This window comes from Amycolatopsis panacis, assembly GCF_003600245.1.
In the GTDB taxonomy this organism is placed as follows: domain Bacteria; phylum Actinomycetota; class Actinomycetes; order Mycobacteriales; family Pseudonocardiaceae; genus Amycolatopsis; species Amycolatopsis sulphurea.
The window spans coordinates 1-22,873 of record NZ_QZFV01000089.1; the positions used below are offsets into that span (position 1 = coordinate 1).

Genomic DNA, 22,873 nt, shown 5'->3' on the forward strand with positions numbered 1-22,873 from the left:
GACCCTTCACGGACTCTGAGTCTGTGAAGGGTCCCTTCACAGACCCGAAACCGGTCCGGCGCACGCCACGAGGTGGTCGCACACACCTCCGCATCGCCCACTGCCGGGTCCCCGACCAACTTTGCCGACACCCTGGCCTCAGCGTCCGTGAAGGCATCCCTTCACAGCGTTGCGTTGACCACTTGCATCGCGGAGACTTTCCAGTCCGCGCCCTGGCGGACCAGGTCCAGCTTGACCGGCAGGCGACGGTCCTGCGTGCCGTTCGCATCAGGGGCCTGGTTGGAGACGAGCGCGCCGAACAGCGCGCTTGCCTTCGTACCGTCCGGGCTCACCTTGGATACGGCGGCGACGGACAGCGGGTTCACCGTGGTCGTCGTGCCGCTCGCGCGGATGTGGGACAGGGTTTCGTCGCGGCTGCGGCGAAACTGGGTCAGCAGGGGTTCCGCGGCCACGGTCTCGTAGCGGTCGTAGACGGCGTCGGCGTTCTTCGCGTCCACGGTCAGCAGTACCTGGCCGTCTCGCTGCGCGGCGGCGACCACCTGGTCGCGCGTGGTGGCCGGGCCCAGCCCGGGGCCGTCCGGCTGGACCAGCGGGCCGCGCGGGTCCAGGTCCAGATCCTGCAGGACCCAATGGCCGTTGCCCGGTACGGCGGTCAGCACCATGACCGCGGTCGCCGAATTCTGCTTTCCGTCCGGAGTGGTGCTGTGCTGCGCGACCACTGCGAGCACCTTGGCCTGCCCGGGGTGCAGCTCGGCGAGCCCGGTTTCGAGCACCTGCGTCTTCGTGGTCACCGGACTGGTGCGGACCTCGGCGAAGGTCTGGTCGAACTGGGTGCGGGCGGCGCCGGTGAGGTACTCCTGCTCGGTCTTGGCCACCTCGTCCGGCTTGGCCGAGTCGTAGCTGAACGCCTTCTCCACCGCCTGCTTGACGCCGTTCACCGCGGCGGTGCTCTCCCCGGCGTTCACGAACGCCAGATTGGTCACCTTCGGCGCGTCCGCCGGTGCGCCGATGTTCCCGCTGCTGCAGCCGGCCGTGAGCAGAACGGCGGCGAGGCCTGCTGTTGTGCGCCTCACAGCAGACCTGCTTCCCTGGCGCCCGGCGCGGTCGAACAGCTCACGAGCGTGAAGGCGTCTTGGACTTGGGTCACGGCTCCCAGTGTCCAAGCTCCCACAGAGGCCCTGCCACCACCCGGGCCGGCAGCTCGCAGAGAGGCTGTGAAGGGACCCTTCACAGCCTCAGCGTCCGTGAAGGGTCCCTTCACAGCAGGTCGGTCCCGCTCGGACGTCCGGGAGAGGGCACGCTGGAGGGCCGGTGAAGATCCGCCGGGAAGGTCTCGGCCGGGTGAACGGGGCCTGACACCGGGACGAACATGTCCCTCGCAGGTGTCACCCGCCTCACGACCAGGCTTCCCGGACTAGGCCAAAAGGCGACCGGGATGCTTACGATTCTTGTGTGACCACGCCTGTTGCCCTGCTGACGGCCATCGGCGCCCTTGTCGTCGGCGCGGTCGCCGGCTATCTGGTGGCCCGGAGGCGCGCGCGGCGGGAGGCGGCCCGGCCTGCCGGGCCGACCGTCGCCGAACTCCTGATGCGGCTGATCCGTTCCTCGAACAACGGCGTCGTGGTGCTCAACCGGTTCGGTGATCTGGTGCTGCACAACCCGCGGGCCTTCGAACTGGGCCTGGTCCGGGTCAGCCAGGCCGATCCGCGCGCCCGCAAGGCGGCCGAGCAGGTGGTGGAGACCGACGAGCCGATGGAGGTGGATCTCTCCCCGCTGGAGAGCCGCGGCCGTCGCCAGCCGGAGGCGGTGCTCGGCGAGGTCCGCCCGCTCGGCGACGGATTCACCGTGGTGGAGGCGGTGGATCACTCCGAGGCCATCCGGCTGGAGGCGGTGCGGCGCGATTTCGTCGCGAACGTCAGCCACGAACTCAAGACGCCGGTCGGCGCGATCGCCCTGCTCACCGAGGCGGTGCTGGACGCGGCCGAGGACGTGACCGAGGTCCGCCGGTTCGGCGGCAAGATCCTGCGCGAGTCCACCCGGCTCGGCCAGCTGGTCACCGAGCTGATCGCGCTGTCGCGCCTGCAGGGCGCCGAACGCCTGCCGGACCTCAACGTGGTCGAGGTCGACGCGGTCGTGCGCGAGGCACTCGGCCGCACCACGCTGTCGGCGGAATCGGCGGAGATCACCATCACCACCGACGCGGCCAGCGGCCTGCTCGTCGAGGGCGACCGCACACTGCTGGTGACCGCACTGTCGAACCTGCTGGAGAACGCCGTGGCGTACTCGCAGCCCGGCAGCCCGGTGTCCATCTCCCGGCGCCTCGGCGACGGGATGGTGGAGATCGCGGTCACCGACCGCGGCATCGGCATCGCCGAGGACGAGCAGCAACGCGTGTTCGAGCGGTTCTACCGCGCGGACAAGGCGCGTTCGCGGGCCACCGGCGGGACCGGGCTCGGGCTGGCGATCGTGAAACACGTCGCGGCCAACCACGGTGGTTCGGTCGGCCTGTGGAGCCGATCGGGCACCGGGTCGACGTTCACCCTGCGTATTCCGGCGCACGTGCGGCCGGAACCGGCCGAATCCGGCCGTGGCGTGAAGCAGCCCGCCACGGCGAAACAGCCGGACAAGACCCCCGAGCGGACAACCCGGCTCGTGGCAACCGGGCAGGAGATCTCCGGCCCAGACCGTGGAGGAAACCTGTGACGAGGGTTCTCATAGTCGAGGATGAAGAGTCCTTCGCCGACCCGCTCGCCTTCTTGCTGCGCAAGGAAGGCTTCACCGCGGCAGTGGCCGGCACCGGCCAGCAGGCGCTGGAAGAGTTCGATCGCAACGGCGCGGACATCGTGCTGCTCGACCTGATGCTGCCCGGGATGAGCGGCACCGACGTGTGCAAACAGCTGCGGCAGCGGTCCGCCGTCCCGGTGATCATGGTGACCGCGCGGGACAGCGAGATCGACAAGGTGGTCGGGCTCGAACTCGGCGCGGACGACTACGTGACCAAGCCGTACTCGGCGCGGGAGCTGATCGCCCGCGTGCGTGCGGTGCTGCGCCGCGGCGGCGAGCCCGGCACGGACGGCGAGCTGGCCCCGCTGGTGCTGTCCGCCGGCCCGGTGCGGATGGACGTCGAACGGCACGTGGTGACCGTGGACGGCGCCGAGGTCTCCTTGCCGCTCAAGGAGTTCGACCTGCTGGAGTACCTGCTGCGCAATGTCGGCCGGGTGCTCACGCGCGGCCAGCTGATCGACCGGGTGTGGGGCGCGGACTACGTCGGCGACACCAAGACCCTCGACGTGCACGTCAAGCGGCTGCGCTCGAAGATCGAGCCGGATCCGGGGTCCCCGCGGCACCTGGTCACCGTGCGCGGCCTCGGCTACAAGTTCGAGACCTGAGCCTCGTCTCTCCCGAGGTCCGAAAAGCTGTGAAGGGTCCCTTCACGGACGCAGAGTCCGTGAAGGGACCCTTCACAGCATTGTTGCCCGGCGTGTCCACGTGGATCGTGAGCGTGACGGTCCGGGCAAAGCCGCCGGTGGGGCGGCCGGAGCGGTCGATTGTGGGCCGTTCCGGTGACTATTTCGATCCGAGTGGTGTTGGTTACAGTTTCGAGACCTGGCAGTGGGACCGGTACGCTGGTTCCTCGTGCGCCTAGGGGTCCTCGACGTCGGTTCGAACACCGTCCACCTGCTGGTGGTCGACGCGCATCGTGGTGCGCATCCGACCCCGATGCACTCGGAGAAGTCCGTGCTGCGGCTGGCGGAGCAGATCACCCGGGCCGGGGATCTCAGCCGTTCCGGTGAAGAAGAGCTGATCCACGCGGTCGACGCGGCCCGCACCTCCGCGGTGCGTCTTGGCTGCGAGGACGTGCTGGCGTTCGCGACCTCGGCGGTGCGGGAGGCGAAGAACTCGGCGAAGGTGCTGGCCAGAGTCGCCGCCGAGACCGGCGTGGACCTGCGGGTGCTGTCCGGGGTGGACGAAGCCCGGCTGACCTTCCTCGCGGTCCGGCGCTGGTTCGGCTGGTCGGCCGGGCAGCTGCTGGTGCTCGACATCGGCGGCGGATCGCTCGAAGTGGCGATGGGCCGCGACGAGGAGCCAGTGCTGGCCGAATCGCTGCCGCTCGGCGCGGGCCGCATCACCCGGACCCGGTTCCACCGCGATCCGCCCACCCGCTCCGAGGTCGTGGCCACCTCGGCCTGGCTGGAGGACCAGCTCGGCCCGCTGGCCGGGAAGATCGCCCGGGCCGGCCGCCCGGACCGGGTGGTGGCCACCTCGAAGACGTTCCGGTCGCTGGCCCGGCTCACCGGCTCCGCCCCCTCGGCGGCCGGGCCCAGGGTGCGCCGTACGCTCACCGACACCGCGCTGCGCCAGCTCATTTCCTTCGTCTCGCGGATGCCCGCGGCGGATCTGGCGGAACTGGAAGGGGTCAGCCCCAGCCGGTCGCACCAGCTGGTGGCCGGCGCGCTGGTGGCGCAGGCCGCGATGCGGGCACTCTCGGTCGGGGAACTGGAGATCTGCCCCTGGGCGCTGCGAGAGGGCGTCATTCTGCGGCGGCTGGACCTGGCGAACGGGACCGACGACACTGGGGCCGCCCTCGCCGGCGTTTCGGCGAACGGGGAGGACCGGTGACAGCAGCTGACTGGACTTGGCTCGCGAAGACCAGGCACGGTGGAGAGGTGACGGACATGTACAGCACGGTGTTCAGTGCGCGCGGCGCCGTATGCGTGCGTGGCCGAGTGCACACAACCAACCCCGAGCGCGCTTTGGACAGCACGGTATGACCGATCAGACCGGCGGCGACCAGCCCCAGAAGACCGTGGCCGAACTGCTCGCCCAGCACGGGCAGCAGGTCGACGGCGGACGGCGACGCAGGCGCAGGGCCGCCGAGGACGAAGAGGAAGCGCCGGAAACCGGCCCGCGCCGGTCGCGGATGACCGACACCGCGCCCCAGGCGATCATCGACCGGGTGACCGCGGACGGCGGCACCCCGCCACCGCCCTCCCGCGGTGGCCGGCGCCGTCCGGAAGGGTCCCGGCCTGTCCCGCAGGAGTCCGGCGTGCACCCGCGCCCGGTGAACGGCCAGCAGGAGTCCGGCGCGTATCCGCGGCCCCCGGTGCCGCAGGGCGAGCCGCGGTCCCGTCCGGCGCCGCAGCCGGAGGCCGGGCGCCCGCCCCATCCGCCGATGGAGTCCGGGCAGTACCCGCGTCCGCCGGCCGGTCCGCAGGAGTCCGGCGTCTATCCGCGTCCGCCTGCGCCGCAGGAATCCGGGCAGTACCCGCGCCCGCCCGCCGGTCCGCAGGAATCGGGCGTCTATCCGCGTCCGCCCGCGCCGCAGGAATCCGGCTACGTGCGTCCACCGGAGACCGGGCAGTTCCCGCCCGTGCCGCAGGAGTCGGGGCAGATGCCGGTGCCTCCACGCCGCCCGCAACCGCCCGCCACCTCGGCGGAGGAGACCCAGAACCAGCTGTCGCCGGTGCGCCCTCCGGCACCGCCGAACGGCGCGCTGTCGTCCAGATTGGACGGTGCGCCGGAGGCCGAAGCTCCCGAGCAGCCGATGGCCAGCGGTGCGTTCCCCACCCCGGCCCCGCAACGGCCGAGGCGTGCCCCGGCGCGCCGTCCCGCGCCCAAGTCGGAGCCGCATACCGAGCAGTTCGACGCGGTGACCGGCCCTCCGCCGGAGGCCGAAGCCGCCCCGGCCGAAGACGCGCGTCCGTCCGGGCTGGCCGGCTGGCGTAAGCGCCGTCAGCAGGAGCAGCTGGAGGACACCGAGGTCGGCGTGATGCCGGTGGTGCCCCCTGCGGCGCCCGAGGAGGGCTACGCCGACGAGGACTACGTCGACGACGAGGGCTACCCGGTCGAGGGCGACGAGGCGTACGCCGCCGAAGACGGGTACGCCGAAGGCGGCTACCCGGCCGAGGCGGACGACTACGACGCCGGTCCGCCCACCGCGGGCTATCCGGCTCCCATGCCGTTCGCCCCGGGCGGCAAGGACGAACAGCTCGACGACCTCTCCGAGTACGAGGCCGAGTTCGCCGATTCCGCGTACGCCGAGGGCGGCCCCGACTTCGAGAGCGACGACGGCTACGCCTACGACGAGGAGTACGAGGACGAAGAAGCCCGCGGGGAAGCCGCCGCCGAGGAGCCCGCAGCCGAGGCGGAAGCCGTCTCGACGGCGTCTCCCGGCAAGCAGTGGCTGACTCTCGCCGGGCAGCTCGCGCTGGGCGTCATCGGCGGTGCCGGAGTCTGGCTCGGCTTCAACTGGCTGTGGGTCAACCTCGCGCCCGCCGCGCTGGTCGCCTCGCTCCTGGTGATCGTCGCGCTGGTGTGGATCGTGCGGAAGATCCGCCGGGCGGAGGATCTGCAGACCACGCTGCTGGCGATCCTCGTCGGGCTGGTGGTCACGGTGTCCCCGGCGGCCCTGCTGTTGGTGGCCAAGTAACCGCCTGCCGGCGCGGACAGGGCAGGATGGGCCCGTGAGCGCCGCGGAGAAGCCGGTACCGGTCGGGCTGAGCACTGCCTCGGTCTGGCCGTTGCGGGCCGGTACCGCGTTCGAGCTGGCCGCCGACCTCGGCTACGACGGGGTCGAGGTGATGGTCTGGGCGGACCCGGTCAGCCAGGACGTCGCCGCGGTCCGCGAGCAGGCGCAGCGCACCGGGATGCCGGTGCTGTCGGTGCATTCGCCGTCGCTGCTGATCACCCAGCGGGTCTGGTCGCCGGATCCGGAGGTGCGGCTGCGCAGGTCCGTGGACGCGGCTGTGGAGCTGGGTGCGCGCACCGTGGTGGTGCACCCGCCGTTCCGCTGGCAGCGCCGCTACGGCGACGCGTTCCCCGATCTGGTGGCCGAACTGGAGGAGAGCAGCGGGGTCGAGGTCGCGGTCGAGAACATGTTCAAGGTGCGACCGCCCGGCGGCTCGCGCGAGGCCCGGGTGTCCGCGTTCCGGCCGTCGATCGACCCGACCGACGTGGGGTTCCGGCACTACACCCTGGACCTGTCGCACACCGCGGCGGCCCGGATGGACGCGCTCGCGCTGGCCGACCGGATGGCCGGCGGGCTCAGCCACGTGCACCTCGCGGACGGTACGGGGGTGCCCAAGGACGAGCACCTGATTCCCGGACACGGCGGGCAGCCGTGCGCGGAACTGCTGGAAAAGCTGGTCCGCGACGGGTTCGCCGGGCAGGTCGTGCTCGAAGTGAACACCCGGCACGCCAGCGGTGCGGCCACCCGGGCGAAGGCGTTGGCCGAGGCACTGCTGTTCGCCCGGTTGCACCTGGGGCAGTGACCGCACTGTGATCTTGATCGGCTTTCCGGGCGGTAACCGGTCTTTTCGTCTGCTCTGCCCCGGACCGGAAAGATAGGGTGCCGGACGTGAAACCGTTGCGTTCGTCGACTTCCGGCCTCCCCGGATTCCGCCCCGCGCGCCGTCCCGCCGTGGCCGGGCGTCCGTGACCGCGGCCGACGACACCGAGACCGCGTTCGACGCGGCCACCGCGGTCCGGTCGCTGGGAGATGGCACCTTCACCGCGACCCTGCGCGCGGAATGGGCGATCGGCTCCCATCCGCACGGCGGATTCCTGGTCGTGGTGCTCGCCCGCGCCGCCGCCGCCGTGCTGCGGGAACGGGGCGAGGCCACGGTCGATCCGCTCGCCGTGAGCGCCGAGTTCCTGCACGCGCCCGCGCTCGGCCCGGTGCTGCTGCGCACCGACGTGCGCAAGGTGGGCCGCCACGCGACGGTGGTGGCGGTGTCCCTGGAACAGCGGGGCCGCAGCTGTGTGGAGGCGCGGGTGACGACCGGCCGGTTGCCGATGCGCCGTCCGGAGTGGACGGAGTCGCCGCACCTGCCCGTGGAACCGCCGCCGGGCGCGCCCGCACTCGGCGGGGAGCTCTCCGAAAGCCCGTTCCACCTGGCCAAGAGCTGCGACGTGCGGATCGATCCGGGTATGGCGGGCTTCCTCACCGGGCGCACCGGCGATCCGCCTCGGCTGGGGCTGTGGGCCCGGCCGCGCGCCGGCGAGGTGGACGTCCACTTCGCGCTGCTGGCCGGCGATCTCAACCCGCCGGTGGTGGCCAACCTCGGGCACCGCGGCTGGGCGCCCGCCGTGCAGCTGAGCGCGTTGCTGCGGACCCGGCCCGCTCCGGGCTGGCTGCGCATCTTCGTCGAATCGCGGTCGGTGCACGAACCGTGGTTCGACTCCGACGCCACGGTCGTGGACGCGCAGGGCAGGCTCGTCGCCCAGGTCCGCCAGCTCGCGCTCGCCCCGGCCCCGCGCGGCTGAACGCCGTTTGGCACGCTGGCAGCATGACTGTCATCGCGCTGCTGGGAGCCGGAAAGATCGGGGAAGCCCTGCTGTCGGGCCTGCTGAAGGGCGGGCACGCGCCGGGTGACCTGCTCTTCACCGAGCGGTACGAGGACCGGGCGCGGGAGCTGGAGACCCGGTACCCGGGCATGCGCGCGGTCACCGTCGAGGACGCGGCGAAGCGGGCGGACGTGCTCGTGGTCGCGGTCAAGCCGCAGGACATCGAGCCGGTGCTGGCCGAGCTCGTGCCGCTGCTCGGGCCGTCGTCGCTGGTGGTCTCGCTGTGCGCGGGCCTGCCGACGGTGCTCTACGAACGCAGTCTCGCCGAGGGCGTGCCGGTGGTGCGGGTGATGCCGAACACGCCGATGCTGGTCGGCGAGGCGATGAGCGCGATCTCCCCGGGACGGTACGCGACCGCGGCGCACGTGGCCGTGGTGAAGGAGCTGCTCTCGCACGTCGGGCAGGTCGTGGAGGTGCCGGAGAAGCAGCAGGACGCGGTGACCGCGCTGTCCGGCTCCGGCCCGGCGTACTTCTTCTACCTGGTCGAGGCCATGATCGACGCCGGGATCCTGCTGGGCCTGCCGCGCGCGCTGGCCGGGCAGCTGATCATCCAGTCCGCGGTCGGTGCGGCGAAAATGCTCGCCGAGGGTGAGGACCACCCCGTGCTGCTGCGTGAGGCGGTCACCTCGCCCGCGGGCACCACCATCAACGGCATCCGGGAGCTGGAGAAGCACGGCGTGCGGGCCGCGCTGCTGGACGCGATCGAGGCCGCGCGCGACCGTTCCGTCGAGCTCGGCCGCGAACACGAGCACTGAGGAAATCGGGCGAACCGGACGGCGTCTGGTCCGTCCGGGTAGCGCGAACCCGCAGGTGCAGGCCCATCCTGGTGACAGGCGTCGCACGAGTCCCACCTGTCCCGCTACTCTCGACAGAGCACGTGCGTGTCGATACCACAGGTGGGGAAGCCTTGTGGCGCGACACGTGTCGAAGGACGCGGTGATCATGTCGCCTGGCAAGAAGGAGGAGCTGCCCTCGGTGGGGCAGGTCCAGTTTTTGACCGTAGCCGAAGTGGCCACGCTGATGCGGGTCTCCAAGATGACCGTGTACCGGCTGGTGCATTCCGGCGAGCTGCCCGCGGTTCGGGTGGGAAAGTCGTTCCGGGTGCCGGAGAAGGCGGTGCACGAGTACCTGCAGGGTGCCTATTACGACGTCGGCTGACGTCGGGGCAGGCCGCCTCCGCCCGCTCGCGGGCGGTGGGGTGCGCTCGCGCCCGCCGGTCGCCGGGCAGGTGGCAAACCATGCCCGCCGACCGGCCCGTGCCGGGGCGCGGGTAACCTGGAAAACCGCTCGTGCCTGTGCGCTCCACCCGTTGGACGCTGCGCCGGGCAGCGTGACCGACGACAACTGAGGAGCGCCCATGGGTTCGGTGATCAAGAAGCGCCGCAAGCGCATGTCCAAGAAGAAGCACCGCAAGCTGCTGCGCCGCACGCGAGTGCAGCGGCGCAAGGCCGGCAAGTGAGCCGGTTCGCCGCTTGAGGTCCGTGGCCCGTCCAGTCTCTGGACGGGCCACGTCCGTGTTACGGGCAACCTCGCCCGTTCGGGTGAGGTGTGCGCCGCACTTCGGACATCCCCTGTAAAAACCGGGTAAGACCTGGTCAGCGGGCCGGGAACGGCCGGTAACATGGCCGGTGCCTCCGCGCGATGCTTCCAGTGAGTGCAGGTTCGCGCGCGCTGCGGGTGAGCGCGGTCCCCTTCTGTACCGGCCCCGTTGTCCCAGCGCACCGCTGTCGATCAGGGAGTCCCATGGCCTCGAACGTCGTGCTCGTCACCGGGGTCTCCGACGACCTCGGCGGCAGGCTGCTCGCCCGGCTCGGCACCGCCCCGGAGTTCGAGCGGGTGATCGGGGTGGACACCGCGCCGCCGGCCAAGGAAGTGCTGCGGCGGATGGGCCGGGCCGAGTTCGTGCGTGCCGACATCCGCAACCCGCTCATCGCGAAGGTGATCAGCAGCGCCGGCGTGGACACCGTCGTGCACACCTCGTGCACCGCGCACCCGGCCGGGCCGAGCCGTCGTTCGGCGGTCAAGGAAGTGAACGTGATCGGCACCATGCGGCTGCTCGCGGCCTGCCAGCGGGCGCCGAAGGTGCGCAAGCTGGTGGTGAAGTCCACTGCGGCGGTGTACGGAGCGGGGGCGCGTTCGCAGGCCGTGTTCACCGAGGATTCGGAGTTGATCCCAGCGTCGTCCAGCGGGTACGCGAAGGACGCGGTGGAGATGGAGGGCTACGTACGCGGGCTGATGCGGCGTCGGCCGGACATCAGCGTCACGCTCGCCCGCTTCGCGAACATCATCGGCCCTGAGGTCGACACGGTGCTGGCGCGTTACTTCGCGCTGCCGGTCGTGCCCACGGTCTTCGGCTACGACGCGCGGCTGCAGCTGCTGCACGGCTCCGACGCGCTGTCGGTGATGGAGCAGGCGACGCTGGAGGAGAAGCCGGGCGTGTTCAACGTGGCCGCCGATGGCGTGCTCACGGTCTCGCAGGCGATCCGCCGCGCCGGGCGGATCGGGCTGCCGATGCCGGGTTCGGTGGTGCCCTCGGTCGGCCGTCTGCTGCGTGGCGCCCACGTGGTCGACTTCTCCGCCGATCAGCTGCGGCTGCTCAACTTCGGCCGCGTCGTGGACATCACCAAGCTCAAGAAGGAATTCGGCTACACCCCCCGCTGGAGCACCCGCGAGGCGTTCGACGACTACGTGGCCGGCCGCGGCCTGCGCCCGGTGGTCGACGGCGGACGGCTCGCCGGTCTGGCCGGCAAGGTGCTGGTGGCCGCCGTCACCGGGCAGGCCGGCCGATGAATCGCGCGACCAGGCCCGGAAGTGAGGCGTATCCCGTGAACGGTGCCGAGGCACAGGTCATCCCGCTGCACGCGCCCGGCCGCGAGAAGACGGCAGCTCCCGAGCCGCCTGCCGCGGCGCCGCCCGCCGCGGCGCCGGTCGTCGCGTTCCCCGCGGCCACCGCGCCGTCGCCGGAGCCCGACCCGTTGCCGGCCGCGGTGCGCGAGGCGCTCGCCTTCCTGCGTCACCGGCTCACCGGCGACTACCCGGTGGACGAGTTCGGCTTCGACGCGGAGCTGACCGAGACGCTGTTGCTGCCGCCGTTGCGCGCGCTGTACGAGAAGTGGTTCCGCGTGGACACCTTCGGCGTCGAGCACCTGCCCACCGCGGGCGGCGCGCTGCTGGTGTCCAACCACTCCGGCACGCTGCCGCTGGACGCGCTGATGACCATGATCGCCGTGCACGACGAGACCCGTGGCAGGCACCTGCGCGGGCTGGGCGCCGATCTGGTGTTCAAGCTTCCGCTGGTCGCCTCGCTCGCCCGCAAGTCCGGGCAGACGCTGGCCTGCAACGCCGATGCCGAGCGGCTGCTGTCCGGCGGCGAGCTGGTCGGCGTGTGGCCGGAGGGCTTCAAGGGCATCGGCAAGCCGTTCTCCGCGCGGTACAAGCTGCAGCGGTTCGGCCGTGGCGGGTTCGTGTCCGCGGCGATGCGCGCGGGGGTGCCGATCGTCCCGGTATCGGTGGTCGGGGCCGAGGAGACCTACCCCAAGATCGGGGATGTCCGGCTGCTGGCCCGGGTGCTCGGCCTGCCCTACTTCCCGATCACCCCGTTTTTCCCGCTGTTCGGTCCATTCGGCGCGATACCGCTGCCGACGAAGTGGACCATCGAGTTCGGCGAGCCGATCCGCACCGACGAATACGGCCCGGACGCGGCGGACGACCCGATGCTCGTGTTCACCCTGACCGATCAGGTCCGGGAGTCGATCCAGCACACGCTCTACCGCAGGCTTTCCCGGCGCCGCGACGTGTTCCGCGGCTGAGCGGGCGGGTCAGCCCGGCACGCGCCAGCCCCGCCGCACCGAGCGGCGGCACCGCTGCGGCTCGTCCCCGACGCTGACGAACAGCGCGGTGAGCAGGGGGACGCCGTGCTCGAGCGCGGTGCGGGGCAATGGGCCGTTCGCGACCAGTGACACCAGCCCGTGTGCGATGGCCCAGGTCTGCGTGGCCAACTCCAGCGCGTCCACGTTCTCGCGGTACCGGCCCGCCTGCCGTCCGCGGGCGGCGGCCTGCACCAGGTATTCCAGCGTGTCGTCGGCGGCCTGGGCGTCCTCGAGGGCGAAGTTCGCGTCGAACATGACCCGGTACAGGTCGGGGTGATCGAGTGCGTTGCCGAGGTAGGCCGACACCAGCGCGGTGAGATCGCGTACCGGATCGGCGGTCGGCCGGACTTCGGCCAGCCGACCGGCCAGCCGGGTGAAACCCTCCTGGCGCAAGGCTTTCCACAGCCCGTCCATGCCGCCGAAGTGGGTGTAGACAGCCATTGTGGACACGTTCGTGCCGGCCACGAGCGACCGCAGGGTGAGCGGTGCGCGGGTGCGCAGCAGCTGTGCCGCCCGTTCGATCAGCCGGGTGCGCACCGCCGGATCGCTCGTTCTCGCCATGGGGCGAATTCTATAGCATATTTATGCTATAGAATGGCCGGGTCAGGTGTTTCGCGGAAGGAGTTCAGCAATGGCCGTCACCCTGGTCAGCCCGGGCGGGTTGCCGAAGGTCGATCTCTACCGGCAGGTGTCCGTCGGCACCGGTTCGCGGTTCGTGTTCGTGGCCGGTCAGGTGGCCTGCGATGCGGACGGCAAGCTGGTCGGCGAAGGCGATTTCGCCGCGCAGGTCGAGCAGTGCTACCTCAATGTCGCCACCGCACTGGCGGAGGCCGGCGCGAAGTTCTCCGATGTGGTGCGGTTGACCTGCTATCTCGTCGACTGGACGCCGGACAAGATGAGCGGGTTCCAGAAAGGGCTGGAGCGCGCCGCGGCGAAGCTGGGGTACCTGCCGCAGGCGCCGTTCACCGGGATCGGGGTGGCGGCGCTGGCCGAGCCGGGTCTGCTGGTGGAACTCGAGGCCACCGCGATCCTGGACTGAGCCGTGCAGGGACCCTTCACGGACGCTGGGGCTGTGAAGGGTCCCTTCACGGCATTCTGGTCCGTGAAGGGACCCTTCACAGCTCGGCGTGACCCGGGTCAGCGGCGGCGGTAGGCGATTCCCGCCGCCACGGCGCCGGCCAGCGCGCCGGCGCCGAGCACCGAGGGCACGCCGATGCGGGCGGCCTTGCGGCCGGTGCGGAAGTCGCGGATCTCCCAGCCACGGGCGCGCGCGACGTCGCGCAGGCCGCTGTCCGGGTTGACTGCCACCGCGGTGCCCACCACCGACAGCATCGGCACGTCGTTCTGTGAGTCCGAGTAAGCCGCGCAGCGTTTGAGGTTCAGCCCTTCGCGCGCGGCGAGCGCGCGGACCGCGTGTGCTTTGGCCCGGCCGTGCAGCATGTCGCCGACGAGCCGTCCGGTGTACACGCCGTCCTTGGTCTCCGCGACCGTGCCGAGTGCGCCGGTGAGGCCGAGCCTGCGGGAGATGATCGAGGCCAGTTCGATCGGGGTGGCGGTGACCAGCCACACCCGCTGCCCGGCGTCGAGGTGCATCTGGGCCAGCGCGCGGGTGCCGGACCAGATCTTGTCCGCCATCAGCTCGTCGTAGATCTCCTCGCTGATCGTGGTGAGCTCCTCCACCGTGCGACCGGCCACAAAGGACAGTGCGCGCTCGCGGTGGGACTTGATGTCGGCCTTGTTCTCCCGGCCGCCGATCCGGAACTTCACCTGCTGCCAGACGAAACCGGCGAGGTCGGCGGAGGTGAAGAACTTGCGCGCGGCCAGCCCGCGGGCGAAGTAGAAGATCGACGCGCCCATCATCATGGTGTTGTCCACGTCGAAGAACGCGGCCGCGGTGAGGTCGGGCGGGGCAGGCGGCGCGGGCGGCTCGGCGACCGTGGTCGCGGCCTGCGCCGACGCCTCGCCCGCGAGCGTGGCGAGCCGCTCCAGTTCCTGACTCTTATCCTTGCCACGCCAAGCTGACACGCACACCGCCTCCACGTTCGACCAAGCCCCGGCGCGCCGGGAGGGCCGGGTCCTGCAGCACAGGGTAGCGATCGCGCGAGTCACCCGTTGGAGATGTGGCCGGAGCCTCCCTCCGGTCCAGGCGGGCTCAGCCGATCACGATCGGGGGCAGCCCGGGCAGCAGCGGCGGGATCGAGACGACCGGTGGCCGCGTCGTCGCCGGAGCCGGTATCCGCGGCGAGGTCGGCGCGGTGATCGGCGGCGGTACGGCCGAGTGTGGCGGGCGGCTCGGCACACTGCCGGCCGACGGCGTCGGCGCGCTCGTGACCGCGAGATCCGGCTTGGCCGGAGTGGTCGTGGCGGTCGGGGAAGGCGCGGCGGACGTCCGCGGTGCGGTGGGAACCGGCGCCAGGCTGCCGAGGGTGGGACCACCGGACGGCTCGGGTTGCGGGGCGCACGGGCCCGTCGCCGGAAGCAGGCCCAGCTCGTCGGTTCGGCCGGTGGTGATCAGGTAGCAGGCGAGCCGCGAGCCGAGCGCGGTGGTGCGCTCGTGGACCCGCGTCAGCAGGCCGTGCGCGCCGGCGAAGTCCTTCTGTGTAGCGGCGGGAGCACGTGCCTGCTCGATGGCCAGCTGCCGGGATTCCGCTTGCGCCCACGACGCGAGTTCGGCCAGCCGGGGCTCGTCGCTGTGCTGTGTGGCGAGCGCGGTGACTTCGCGGGTTCCGGCCTGCACATGGCTGCCGAAGTCGGTGAGCACGCTCTGGTAGACGGTGGGGGAGGCGTCGCTGAGGCGGGCCAGCTCGGCCAGCCGGTCGGCGGCGAATTCCAGATGCTTCCCGGCTTTGCCGGCCTGATCGAAGGTCAGCCCGAGGGCGGTCGCCTCGCCCGCGCGTTTCAGCTGGTACAGCGTGTCACCAGGGAGCGCGTTGCGGGACAGCAGCAGGGTCAGCCCGGCCAGGCCGAGCAGGACCACGATCCCAGCCGCCACCAGCTCGGTCAGGCGTGGCCTGCGCCGCCGCCGGGACAGCGGGCTGCCGAGCCGTCCTTCGATCTCCGCACGGATTCGGGCGCGGGTCGGCGGATCCGGAGCACCCGCGGCGCCCAGTTCACGAAGTTCGCCGACCACGGCCAGCTCGTCGGCGAACTCGTCGCCGGGTCGGCGCGCCGCGGTGCCGAGTGCGCGGTCGAACCGCTCGCTCTCGGCCCGTTCGCGCGAAAACCGCCCGGGCACGCCCACGGTGCTGCTCCGTCTCCACCTGCGCCGGCCCTGACCGCCGGTCTGTGTGGAAAACGATTAAGAAGACGCGAAAGTTACGCCTTCCGACGATCCGGACGGCGGTATCACCGCAGGCCGGTGGGCAGCAGCTGGGCCAGCCTGCGCACGGCACGGTGCTGGAGTGCCTTGATCGCGCCCTCGTTGCGGTGCATCACCTGCGCCGTCTCGGCCACCGACAGGCCCTGCAGAAACCTCAGCACAATGCATTCGCGCTGGTCCTCGCCGAGTTCGGCAACGCAACGCAGCAGCTCGGCGCGGGTGGCGCCGGCGATCGCCTGCTGTTCCGGGCCGGCCTGCGCGGCGGGGCCGACCGTGGCCGCGGGGCCGCCCGGCTCGGTCACCTCGTCGGTCACCACCTCCAGGCGGAACCGGCTCGACTTGACGTGGTCGAGGATCAGGTTGCGGGTGATGGTGACGAACCACGCGCCGACGTCGCGGCCCTGGTAGCTAACCGAAGTGATCCGGCGCAGTGCCCGCAGGAAAGTCTCGCTCGTGACGTCCTCGGCCAGGTCGCGGTCGCCGAGACGGAACAGCGCGTAGCGATACACCACGTCCACGTACCGGTCGTAGAGCCGGCCGAACGCCGATGCGTCACCTTTCTGCGCAGCGTCGACCAGCGCCCAGGCTTCGGCCTTGGCGGTCTCGGCCGCGTCCGGCGTGCCCGCCGGGCGGGTCAGCGGGACCGCCGGCGAACCGAACACACGTTCGGCGAACATCGCGACCGGGCCGCGCCGGCCGGAGAGCGTGATCGGGCGGGTCATCAGGCGGCACCTCCGACGGTCCCGGGTGCGGCGCGGCGGCTGGACGGGCGGGCAGGGGCGAGTCGCACCGCATGCCCTACAACCTCGTGGACCGGCAGTTTCGGCATGGTGACCCCCTCGTCGCGGCGCCGGATAGTGATCAACGCCACCCGGCGACGCAGTGCAGCATACGTGTTGTTACCGCGAAGTAGGTAGTGTCCCGGGATAGCGGAGGTGCGACGATCTCGCGGCATCCCCATGACGGGTGAAATGGGTGCGAATCGGCGAACGGACGAGAGGGGCCGGGGTGGATCGGATCAGTACTGCGCACGGCGTCGCCGGGCTGCTTGCCGAGGCGGCCGGCCAGCGGCCGGACCACGTGGCGATCATCGAGACCGGTACCGAAATCACGCTGACCTGGCGAGAACTCGACCTGGCTGCGCACGCCGAGGCCCGGCAGCTCGTCACCGCCGGTCTTGAACCGGGTGATCGAGTCGTGGTGCGTCTGCCAACCTCGGCCGACTTCGCGGTGGCGTTCTTCGCGGTGTTGCGCGCGGGCGGTATCGCGGTCCCCGTGTCGTCACAGGCGCCGTCTCCCGAGCTGCACCAGCTGCTCGTGCACAGTGGCGCGCGGTTCGTGTTGGAGCGAGAGCCCGGTGCGGAGCTTCCGGAGGGAATCACGGCCCTGCCGCCGCGTGCCGCGAGCGGCGGCGCGCCCGTGGACTTCGGTCGTGTGGGCGAAGACATCGCTGTCATCTCGTACACGTCAGGTACGACTGGCCCACCGCGCGGCGTACAGCTGTCGCACCGCGCGCTGCTGGCCAACCTCGACCAGCTGACCCGAGTTGACGGCCAGCTCGAAGCCGACGACAAGTTGCTCGTCTCGATCCCGCTGTTCCACGTCTACGGGCTCGGCCCCGGTTTGCTCCTCGCGACCGCGAAGGCTGCTTCGCTGGTGCTGTCCGAGCGTTTCGAGGCGCGGCGCACGTTGGACGACTGCGTGCGTCACGGCGTCACGGCGATTGCCGGCGTACCCACCATGTACAACGAATTCGCCGCGCTCGGTCCGGACGAGCTGCGACGCGGTCTCGCCACGATCCGGGTGATGACGTCCGGCGCCGCGCCCCTGCATCCGAAGGTGCTCGCTGCTATCCGCGAAGCCACCGGTTACGACGTGTACGAGGGCTACGGCCTCACTGAATGCGCGCCGGTGGTCACCACGACCATGGTCACCGGGTACCCCAAGCCGGGCTCGGTCGGCCGTCCGCTGCCCGGTGTGGAGCTTCGGCTGGTGGACAGCGACGGCTCCAGCGACGAGGCCGGTCTCGACCCGGACGAGATGGCCGACGTGTTCGAGACCAGCGGCGGCACTGGGCTGGTGTCGATCCGCGGCGCCAACCTGTTCTCCGGCTACTGGCCGGACGGTGCGTACGGCCCGGACGAGCAGGGCTGGTTCCGTACCGGCGATGTCGGCTACCTCGACTCCGACGGGGATCTGCACCTGGTCGACCGGGCCAACGACCTGATCATCGTGAACGGCTTCAACGTCTTCCCGCACGAGGTCGAAGAAGTGATCTCGCAGCTGCCCGAGGTGGCCGAAGCCGCCGTCGTCGGGGTGGTCGACGAACGCAGCGGCGAGGCGGTGAAGGCGGTCGTCGTGCCTGCCGACGGCGCCGCGCTGTCGCAGCAGCAGGTGGTGGATCAGTGCGCGGAGCAGCTGGCCGGGTACAAGGTGCCGCACACCGTGGAGTTCGCCGAGCGGTTGCCGCATTCGGCCACCGGGAAGCTGCGGCGGCTCAAGCTGCGGTGAGGCCTATGCTGGCCTGGTGCACAAGGTCACGGTGATGAGCCGCGCCGGATGCCACCTGTGCGAGGTGGCCGAGGCGGACGTCGCGCGGATCTGCGGTGAACTGGGCGTGCCCTGGGAGACCGCGGATGTGGACAGCGACCCGGAATGGCGTGCCGAGTACGGCGATCAGGTGCCGGTGATCCTCATCGACGGCGCCGAGCACGGCTACTGGCGGGTGGAAGAGGAGCGGTTCCGGCGTGCGCTCGCCTGATCCGGCCGGCCGGTGAGCAAGCCGTGATCGTCCACAGTGCACCGCCGAAGATGGTGAGGTGAGTGCCTTGAAGCAGGCCCCGTCCATCGCTGCGCCCCGGCTTTCGCTTGCCATGGCCACGTTCCTGGGGTTGGTCGCGCTGGTCACCGCGCTCGGCGTGGGGCACTTCGTGGCGGCGTTCGTCGGGTATCAGGCGTCGCCGTTCGTCGCGGTGGCCGATTTCGTCATCGCGCACAGCCCGCATCCGGTCGTGGTGTGGGCGGAGCGGACCCTCGGGACGGCCGACAAGACCGTGCTGAAGATCGGGCTGGCCGTGGTGCTGGCCGGGTTCGCGGTGCTCACCGGGCAGCTGTCCCGCCGTAGTGCGGGGCCGGGGCAGGTGCTCATCGGGTTGCTGGGGGTCTTCGGGATCGTCGCGGTCTACCAGCGCACCGACGTCGGGGAGCTGGCGTTGCTGGCGCCGGTGCTCGCGATGGTCGCGGCGATGCTGGTTTTCGGCTGGCTGCACCGGCGTGCGCTGCCCGCCGATGCCGAACCTCGTACCGGGCTGACCCGGCGGCAGGTCCTGCAGCGCGGGGCGACCGTGGCCGTGGGCGCGGGTGCCGCCGCGATCGCCGGTGAGATCATCGCCGATACCGGCAGTGCGGCAAGCTCGCGTGCGTCGATCGGGCCGCTGATCCCCGCGCGCAAAGCCCCGCCCCTGCCGCCGGACGCGGACTTCGTGAACCTCGGTTCCCCGCCGTTCATCACACCGAACGCGGATTTCTACCGGATCGACACCGCGTTCGTGGTGCCGCAGGTGCGGACCGACGAGTGGCAGCTGAAGATCCACGGCATGGTCGACCGGGAGATCACACTGTCCTATTCGGACATTCGGAACCGCCCGCTGGTCGAGCGGACGGTGACGCTCACCTGTGTGTCCAATGAGGTCGGCGGGGATCTGGTGTCCACTGCGGACTTCATCGGCGTGGACCTGATCGACCTGCTCACCGAGGCGGGCGTGCGGCCCGGCGCCCAGCAGATGTTCGCGACCAGTGTGGACGGTTTCACGTGCGGTACCCCCGCCACCGTCGCACTCGACCCGAATCGCGGCGCGATGCTGGCGATCGGCATGAACGGCGAACCACTGCCGATCGAGCACGGTTTCCCGGCGCGCATCGTGATCCCCGGCCTGTACGGCTATGTCTCGGCCACGAAGTGGGTCACCGACCTGGAATTCACCACCTGGGATGCGCGCCAGTCGTACTGGCTGCAACGCGGCTGGGCGGAACAGGCCCCGATCAAGACCGAGTCGCGGATCGACCGCCCCGCCTCCGGCGCTTCGGTACCTGCGGGTGCGGTGCGGGTGGCCGGGACGGCGTGGGCACAGCACGTCGGAATCGAGAAGGTGGAGGTCCGGCTGGACCAGGGACCGTGGCAGCAAGCGCACCTGTCGGCGGAGGTGAACAAGGACACCTGGCGGATGTGGTGGGCGGAACTGACTGCCGCCGCCGGGGGCCACACCGTCACCGTCCGCGCCACCGACCAGTCCGGCTACACCCAGACCGACCACGTCGCCGACCCGGTGCCCGATGGGGCGACGGGCTGGCATTCGGTGTCTTTCACCGCGGGGTGAGGTTCTCGGCTTCTGGTTCTGGGTCTCGCCGGGTTGTGGCGGTCAGCGGGGTTGACGCTTGGCCAGCGCGTCGGCGAGTTCGTGCAACTCCTTCAGGGCCGGGTCGATGCGTGCCACATCCATCCGGCCTTCGCTCCAGATCCACAACTCACCCGCGGTGAGCCGGAACGGGCGTTGCCGCGCGGCGAGCCAGCTCCGCACTTGCGGGGTGAGGTCGTCGGGCGCCCCGTCGAGTGACCACCGCTGATCGAATGCGGCATCGCCGACGGGGTTACGGCTGAAGCCGAGGCCGCCGGCGAGCTTTCCGAGCACGCCCTTGGGCTGCACGGCCAGGCTGTGCATCCTGCCGGGCATGCGCAGCGCGAAGATCTGGGTGAACCATCGTTCCGGGCGCTCGTTGGAGTCGTTGTCCGTGTAGCCGTGGACCGCGCTGTACTCGAATGAAGTGAACTCCCGGCCTTTGTCGGTTCCGGTGATCACGTGCCAGGCCCGAGCCCGCCGTCCATTGCGGAAAGGGTCGCCATGACAGCGGCCGAGGAGGTTGCGGTCTCGCTCGCGGTAGGTCCAGCCATGCGCCGTCGCTTCAGCGACGTAACTGTCCCGGCGTTTGCGGTAATTGCGGAAGTGCCAGTAGCCGTAGCCGCCTATCAAGAGGACGGAAAGTGCACTCAGTAGCCACTCTTTCACGGGTTTCTCCTCGGAACTCCAGCTGGGAATCGCTATTAACCGGGCAGGGATTGAACGATCTTTTCTGCCAACTTTTCGGTCATGGGGCAGGCGGTGCTGCCAAATTTCGCGACGGCGTCCGGCCCGAAGACCAGGGCGATCGAGAAGAGCTGTTGCGCGTCTTCTTCGGAAAGTCGTACGTTGAGTACGCAGGCCTGCCCCTCGGCGGTAGTGGTCTCGGTGGCCTTCTGGCCGGCGACAGTCACATCCGAACCGCCCTTCGCGGACTCGATTCCACGCCCGAGCGTGGCGGTCACTTGATTCGCGGACTGATAGACACATTGTGGACCGGATACTTCGGGTTTGGGGACGGTCCCGCCGACGATGATGCTCAAATCCTGTTCAGTAATGAGGTCACATGCTGTTTTCGAGCCCAACTGCTTCGCTGGTGCGCTTGTGGCCGAGCCGCATGCGGAGACGCCTGTCAGTGGAAGTGCCATGAGGGCAAGCGTAATTGGCAGAGTTTTGCGGGAATTCAACATTGAACTTCTCCTTTAAGTAATAGGGCTCTTCAGGTGTCGAAGAAGTTCTGTTCTTCGAAGTAGTCGTCGTCTGTGACGGGCTGCTCCTTGAGTTCTGCGGCTTCCTTGGGTGAGGGTGACTCTAACCCATGGTTCGCGCCGATGACGAACCGTGTGGCCGCAGTGGCTTCATATGCTGCTATGACGTCGGGATGGGTGGAGACTTTGCCCTCGATCAGATCCCGCCAACTGAATTCTCCGTTATCGATATGTGTGCGAACTGAGTTCCACTCTGGCGGCGATGGCGGAGTGAGGACTGCCTTCTTGAAGTTTTCTATGTCTTCGCCGGTCACATCGGCGAGTTGACTATTGATGTCATCGATCAGGTCGTCAGTGCGCTCGACTTCGCGCTGAGCTTCCCACGATGCCTCAATGAGATCGTTCTCCGCTCGGGTCATCTCGGGCGTCATCCAGTCGTCGGGATGTAAAGGATAGATCATCGGTCCCATTTCAATTGATTTCTTTGGCGGCAGTCTAGGCTAATTGGAGCCAGGTTAGCCGCCATCAAGAATTGCACTGAACCTCTCTCGTTGAGAGTGTACTTCCCCGGCCTTTTTGTCCATATCCTTCTTCTTTGACTGCATCTGGGTGACTCCCTTCTTGGTTTCAAAGGCAATCTTGGTCGCATCGCCAAATGATCCGGCTTCGGGTATCGCTTTAATGGCATCAACAATCTGATTGGCTCCCGCGACGTATCCTTTCGCCGCGTTCACCAGGGCAGATATTTTCTTGTGCAACGTAAAAATTGCGTCGATTAGTCGTCCGATATTCTGGATGTCAGACCAGTATGGAAAGTCATGAAATCCGCTAGCGATCCAGTCGATAAGCCCGGCAATCTGACCAACCCCCGGGCAGAACTTTGTGAATAGCTTTGCGATAAGGGAAACGATCTTGTCGAGGAGATCGACAACTTTTTCCGCAGCTTTAACCGAGGCTTCGGATAGCTTGTCGAAGCCTTTTGCCAGATAGTCGGCGCTCTTTGAGGCGATGCTCAACGCTGGCGACCAGATCAGGGAAATCTGCTCGTCGAAGGCTTTCGCTCCCGCTCCTGAGGCCCATCCGGATGATAGCAGCTTGTCCTTGTTGTCGGTTATATTCGTGCGAATCTTGTCGAATGATTCCGCGGTGTACTTCCATGCCTTTGCATTTGCGGCTATTCGATTGAAATCGCCGGCAACCGGGTTGACGAGTGCGGCGTACAGTCCTTCGCCTTTGTCGCTGAAGAAGTTCCGCCACGCCCAATCGATCGCGGCCGTCTCCCAATGGTTTCCTTTTAGTTTTTCTACTAACGGAGTATTGTCGACTTCAATCTTTCCGCCCACAATTTCTTGAGTGTTGCTATATGGCAATGTGGCCACCTCCGGTCTGCTGCACCGAGTCGGCTGCTTCTTTATCGGTCAAGCCGTATGCTTTCGCAGCAGAAATCAACCCATCGCCGAGGCTCACCATCTTTTTCTGTGCGAGTTCGAATGCCTCTCCCACTGCGGGCTTTGCTACCTGGTCGAGGAATAACGCGAGTGGCTCGAGTAGGAGCGCTTCAAACCCGCTGGGATTGCATCCCTCAAATTCAGCCGTCATGCGGATGGTGTAGAAGTTCTGGCTGACGGTAGTCGAATAGTAATTGCCACAGTTGTACACTTCTTTCGGATCGACTTGAGTCTTTCCCATACTTATCCCCGCCATGGTCGACAATGTGAGACATGCACTCTTATAGGA

Annotated in this window: 25 protein-coding genes; 15 read left to right on the top strand and 10 right to left on the bottom strand. The window is 69.2% G+C overall.

Annotated elements, in window-relative coordinates:
• Nucleotides 1-161 precede the first annotated feature (161 nt).
• On the bottom strand, nucleotides 162-1,073 hold the full coding sequence (locus tag D5S19_RS18010; RefSeq protein ID WP_233574015.1) for a hypothetical protein: 912 nt from the start codon (nucleotides 1,071-1,073) through the stop codon (nucleotides 162-164).
• 379 nt (nucleotides 1,074-1,452) lie between these two features.
• On the opposite strand from D5S19_RS18010, the gene D5S19_RS18015 reads away from it, so the two are divergent.
• The 11 genes from D5S19_RS18015 (at nucleotide 1,453) to D5S19_RS18065 (ending at nucleotide 12,155) form a co-directional block, all read left to right on the top strand.
• Entirely contained in the window at nucleotides 1,453-2,703 is a 1,251-nt protein-coding gene (locus tag D5S19_RS18015) for a sensor histidine kinase (protein WP_120024511.1), read from the top strand.
• Nucleotides 2,700-3,389, top strand: coding sequence for a response regulator transcription factor (locus D5S19_RS18020; protein ID WP_098511814.1), 690 nt, complete (start codon nucleotides 2,700-2,702; stop codon nucleotides 3,387-3,389). The genes D5S19_RS18015 and D5S19_RS18020 overlap by 4 nt, the downstream gene beginning before the upstream one ends.
• Before the next feature lie 247 nt (nucleotides 3,390-3,636).
• A complete protein-coding gene (locus D5S19_RS18025) occupies nucleotides 3,637-4,620 on the top strand; it encodes a Ppx/GppA phosphatase family protein (protein ID WP_120024557.1) in 984 nt (327 codons plus the stop codon).
• Nucleotides 4,621-4,768: 148 nt separating this feature from the next.
• A complete protein-coding gene (locus D5S19_RS18030; protein WP_199730551.1) occupies nucleotides 4,769-6,430 on the top strand; it encodes a hypothetical protein in 1,662 nt (553 codons plus the stop codon).
• 34 nt (nucleotides 6,431-6,464) lie between these two features.
• The gene (locus D5S19_RS18035; RefSeq protein WP_267901130.1) at nucleotides 6,465-7,271 is read left to right on the top strand and encodes a sugar phosphate isomerase/epimerase family protein; all 807 of its coding nucleotides are present in this window, start codon (nucleotides 6,465-6,467) and stop codon (nucleotides 7,269-7,271) included.
• A 163-nt stretch (nucleotides 7,272-7,434) separates the two neighbouring features.
• Nucleotides 7,435-8,265 (top strand): thioesterase family protein, encoded by an 831-nt coding sequence (locus D5S19_RS18040; protein WP_120024512.1) that lies wholly within the window; start codon nucleotides 7,435-7,437, stop codon nucleotides 8,263-8,265.
• A 23-nt stretch (nucleotides 8,266-8,288) separates the two neighbouring features.
• Nucleotides 8,289-9,101, top strand: a complete 813-nt coding sequence (proC, locus tag D5S19_RS18045) for a pyrroline-5-carboxylate reductase (RefSeq protein ID WP_120024513.1) — start codon at nucleotides 8,289-8,291, stop codon at nucleotides 9,099-9,101.
• A 187-nt stretch (nucleotides 9,102-9,288) separates the two neighbouring features.
• Nucleotides 9,289-9,504: a helix-turn-helix domain-containing protein gene (locus tag D5S19_RS18050; RefSeq protein WP_098514882.1), complete on the top strand. Its 216-nt coding sequence runs from the start codon at nucleotides 9,289-9,291 to the stop codon at nucleotides 9,502-9,504.
• Nucleotides 9,505-9,703: 199 nt separating this feature from the next.
• Nucleotides 9,704-9,805, top strand: a complete 102-nt coding sequence (locus tag D5S19_RS18055; RefSeq protein ID WP_007030867.1) for a 30S ribosomal protein bS22 — start codon at nucleotides 9,704-9,706, stop codon at nucleotides 9,803-9,805.
• Nucleotides 9,806-10,089: 284 nt separating this feature from the next.
• Entirely contained in the window at nucleotides 10,090-11,136 is a 1,047-nt protein-coding gene (locus D5S19_RS18060; protein ID WP_120024514.1) for an NAD-dependent epimerase/dehydratase family protein, read from the top strand.
• Nucleotides 11,133-12,155 carry a lysophospholipid acyltransferase family protein gene (locus D5S19_RS18065; protein ID WP_120024515.1) on the top strand — a complete coding sequence of 341 codons (1,023 nt, stop codon included), beginning with the start codon at nucleotides 11,133-11,135 and terminating at the stop codon, nucleotides 12,153-12,155. Before D5S19_RS18060 ends, D5S19_RS18065 begins: the two co-directional genes overlap by 4 nt.
• A 9-nt stretch (nucleotides 12,156-12,164) precedes the next feature.
• Here the strand turns inward: D5S19_RS18065 and D5S19_RS18070 are convergent, their stop codons facing one another.
• Nucleotides 12,165-12,776 carry a TetR/AcrR family transcriptional regulator gene (locus tag D5S19_RS18070; RefSeq protein ID WP_120024516.1) on the bottom strand — a complete coding sequence of 204 codons (612 nt, stop codon included), beginning with the start codon at nucleotides 12,774-12,776 and terminating at the stop codon, nucleotides 12,165-12,167.
• Between the two features lie 70 nt (nucleotides 12,777-12,846).
• On the opposite strand from D5S19_RS18070, the gene D5S19_RS18075 reads away from it, so the two are divergent.
• On the top strand, nucleotides 12,847-13,254 hold the full coding sequence (locus tag D5S19_RS18075) for a RidA family protein (protein ID WP_120024517.1): 408 nt from the start codon (nucleotides 12,847-12,849) through the stop codon (nucleotides 13,252-13,254).
• A gap of 98 nt (nucleotides 13,255-13,352) precedes the next feature.
• On the opposite strand, the gene D5S19_RS18080 is transcribed toward D5S19_RS18075, so the two are convergent.
• The 3 genes from D5S19_RS18080 to D5S19_RS18090 all read right to left on the bottom strand — a co-directional run bounded on the left by D5S19_RS18080 (nucleotide 13,353) and on the right by D5S19_RS18090 (nucleotide 16,256).
• A complete protein-coding gene (locus D5S19_RS18080; RefSeq protein ID WP_199730552.1) occupies nucleotides 13,353-14,255 on the bottom strand; it encodes an HAD family hydrolase in 903 nt (300 codons plus the stop codon).
• A gap of 112 nt (nucleotides 14,256-14,367) precedes the next feature.
• Entirely contained in the window at nucleotides 14,368-15,456 is a 1,089-nt protein-coding gene (locus D5S19_RS18085) for a DUF5667 domain-containing protein (RefSeq protein ID WP_120024518.1), read from the bottom strand.
• A 104-nt stretch (nucleotides 15,457-15,560) separates the two neighbouring features.
• On the bottom strand, nucleotides 15,561-16,256 hold the full coding sequence (locus D5S19_RS18090; RefSeq protein WP_120024519.1) for a sigma-70 family RNA polymerase sigma factor: 696 nt from the start codon (nucleotides 16,254-16,256) through the stop codon (nucleotides 15,561-15,563).
• 286 nt (nucleotides 16,257-16,542) lie between these two features.
• Between D5S19_RS18090 and D5S19_RS18095 the strand changes: the two genes are divergently transcribed.
• The 3 genes from D5S19_RS18095 (at nucleotide 16,543) to D5S19_RS18105 (ending at nucleotide 19,910) form a co-directional block, all read left to right on the top strand.
• On the top strand, nucleotides 16,543-18,045 hold the full coding sequence (locus tag D5S19_RS18095; protein ID WP_120024520.1) for an AMP-binding protein: 1,503 nt from the start codon (nucleotides 16,543-16,545) through the stop codon (nucleotides 18,043-18,045).
• 13 nt (nucleotides 18,046-18,058) lie between these two features.
• Nucleotides 18,059-18,295, top strand: a complete 237-nt coding sequence (locus D5S19_RS18100) for a glutaredoxin family protein (RefSeq protein WP_120024521.1) — start codon at nucleotides 18,059-18,061, stop codon at nucleotides 18,293-18,295.
• A 112-nt stretch (nucleotides 18,296-18,407) separates the two neighbouring features.
• Entirely contained in the window at nucleotides 18,408-19,910 is a 1,503-nt protein-coding gene (locus D5S19_RS18105) for a molybdopterin-dependent oxidoreductase (protein WP_456061912.1), read from the top strand.
• Between the two features lie 42 nt (nucleotides 19,911-19,952).
• Here D5S19_RS18105 and D5S19_RS18110 read toward each other — a convergent pair whose 3' ends face one another.
• From D5S19_RS18110 to D5S19_RS31740, 5 genes are all read right to left on the bottom strand, one after another.
• Nucleotides 19,953-20,597, bottom strand: coding sequence for a hypothetical protein (locus D5S19_RS18110; protein WP_120024523.1), 645 nt, complete (start codon nucleotides 20,595-20,597; stop codon nucleotides 19,953-19,955).
• Nucleotides 20,598-20,632: 35 nt separating this feature from the next.
• Nucleotides 20,633-21,076: a DUF3558 domain-containing protein gene (locus D5S19_RS31730; protein WP_147397438.1), complete on the bottom strand. Its 444-nt coding sequence runs from the start codon at nucleotides 21,074-21,076 to the stop codon at nucleotides 20,633-20,635.
• A gap of 71 nt (nucleotides 21,077-21,147) precedes the next feature.
• A complete protein-coding gene (locus D5S19_RS18120; protein ID WP_120024525.1) occupies nucleotides 21,148-21,597 on the bottom strand; it encodes a hypothetical protein in 450 nt (149 codons plus the stop codon).
• A gap of 54 nt (nucleotides 21,598-21,651) precedes the next feature.
• Nucleotides 21,652-22,515 carry a hypothetical protein gene (locus tag D5S19_RS31735; protein WP_147397439.1) on the bottom strand — a complete coding sequence of 288 codons (864 nt, stop codon included), beginning with the start codon at nucleotides 22,513-22,515 and terminating at the stop codon, nucleotides 21,652-21,654.
• Complete coding sequence (locus D5S19_RS31740) at nucleotides 22,496-22,840, bottom strand: hypothetical protein (RefSeq protein ID WP_158605559.1); 345 nt, start codon at nucleotides 22,838-22,840, stop codon at nucleotides 22,496-22,498. The genes D5S19_RS31735 and D5S19_RS31740 overlap by 20 nt, the downstream gene beginning before the upstream one ends.
• Between the last annotated feature and the right edge of the window lie 33 nt (nucleotides 22,841-22,873).

Bases quoted from the DNA above. Each gene is read 5' to 3' on its own strand.
- D5S19_RS18120 (WP_120024525.1), bottom strand. From the start codon at position 21,597: ATGATCTATCCTTTACATCCCGACGACTGGATGACGCCCGAGATGACC.
- D5S19_RS18090 (WP_120024519.1), bottom strand. From the start codon at position 16,256: ATGACCCGCCCGATCACGCTCTCCGGCCGGCGCGGCCCGGTCGCGATG.
- D5S19_RS31740 (WP_158605559.1), bottom strand. From the start codon at position 22,840: ATGGCGGGGATAAGTATGGGAAAGACTCAAGTCGATCCGAAAGAAGTG.
- D5S19_RS18030 (WP_199730551.1), top strand. From the start codon at position 4,769: ATGACCGATCAGACCGGCGGCGACCAGCCCCAGAAGACCGTGGCCGAA.
- D5S19_RS18065 (WP_120024515.1), top strand. From the start codon at position 11,133: ATGAATCGCGCGACCAGGCCCGGAAGTGAGGCGTATCCCGTGAACGGT.
- D5S19_RS18105 (WP_456061912.1), top strand. From the start codon at position 18,408: ATGGCCACGTTCCTGGGGTTGGTCGCGCTGGTCACCGCGCTCGGCGTG.
- D5S19_RS18060 (WP_120024514.1), top strand. From the start codon at position 10,090: ATGGCCTCGAACGTCGTGCTCGTCACCGGGGTCTCCGACGACCTCGGC.
- D5S19_RS31730 (WP_147397438.1), bottom strand. From the start codon at position 21,076: ATGGCACTTCCACTGACAGGCGTCTCCGCATGCGGCTCGGCCACAAGC.
- D5S19_RS18070 (WP_120024516.1), bottom strand. From the start codon at position 12,776: ATGGCGAGAACGAGCGATCCGGCGGTGCGCACCCGGCTGATCGAACGG.
- D5S19_RS18055 (WP_007030867.1), top strand. From the start codon at position 9,704: ATGGGTTCGGTGATCAAGAAGCGCCGCAAGCGCATGTCCAAGAAGAAG.
- D5S19_RS18050 (WP_098514882.1), top strand. From the start codon at position 9,289: ATGTCGCCTGGCAAGAAGGAGGAGCTGCCCTCGGTGGGGCAGGTCCAG.
- proC (WP_120024513.1), top strand. From the start codon at position 8,289: ATGACTGTCATCGCGCTGCTGGGAGCCGGAAAGATCGGGGAAGCCCTG.
- D5S19_RS18075 (WP_120024517.1), top strand. From the start codon at position 12,847: ATGGCCGTCACCCTGGTCAGCCCGGGCGGGTTGCCGAAGGTCGATCTC.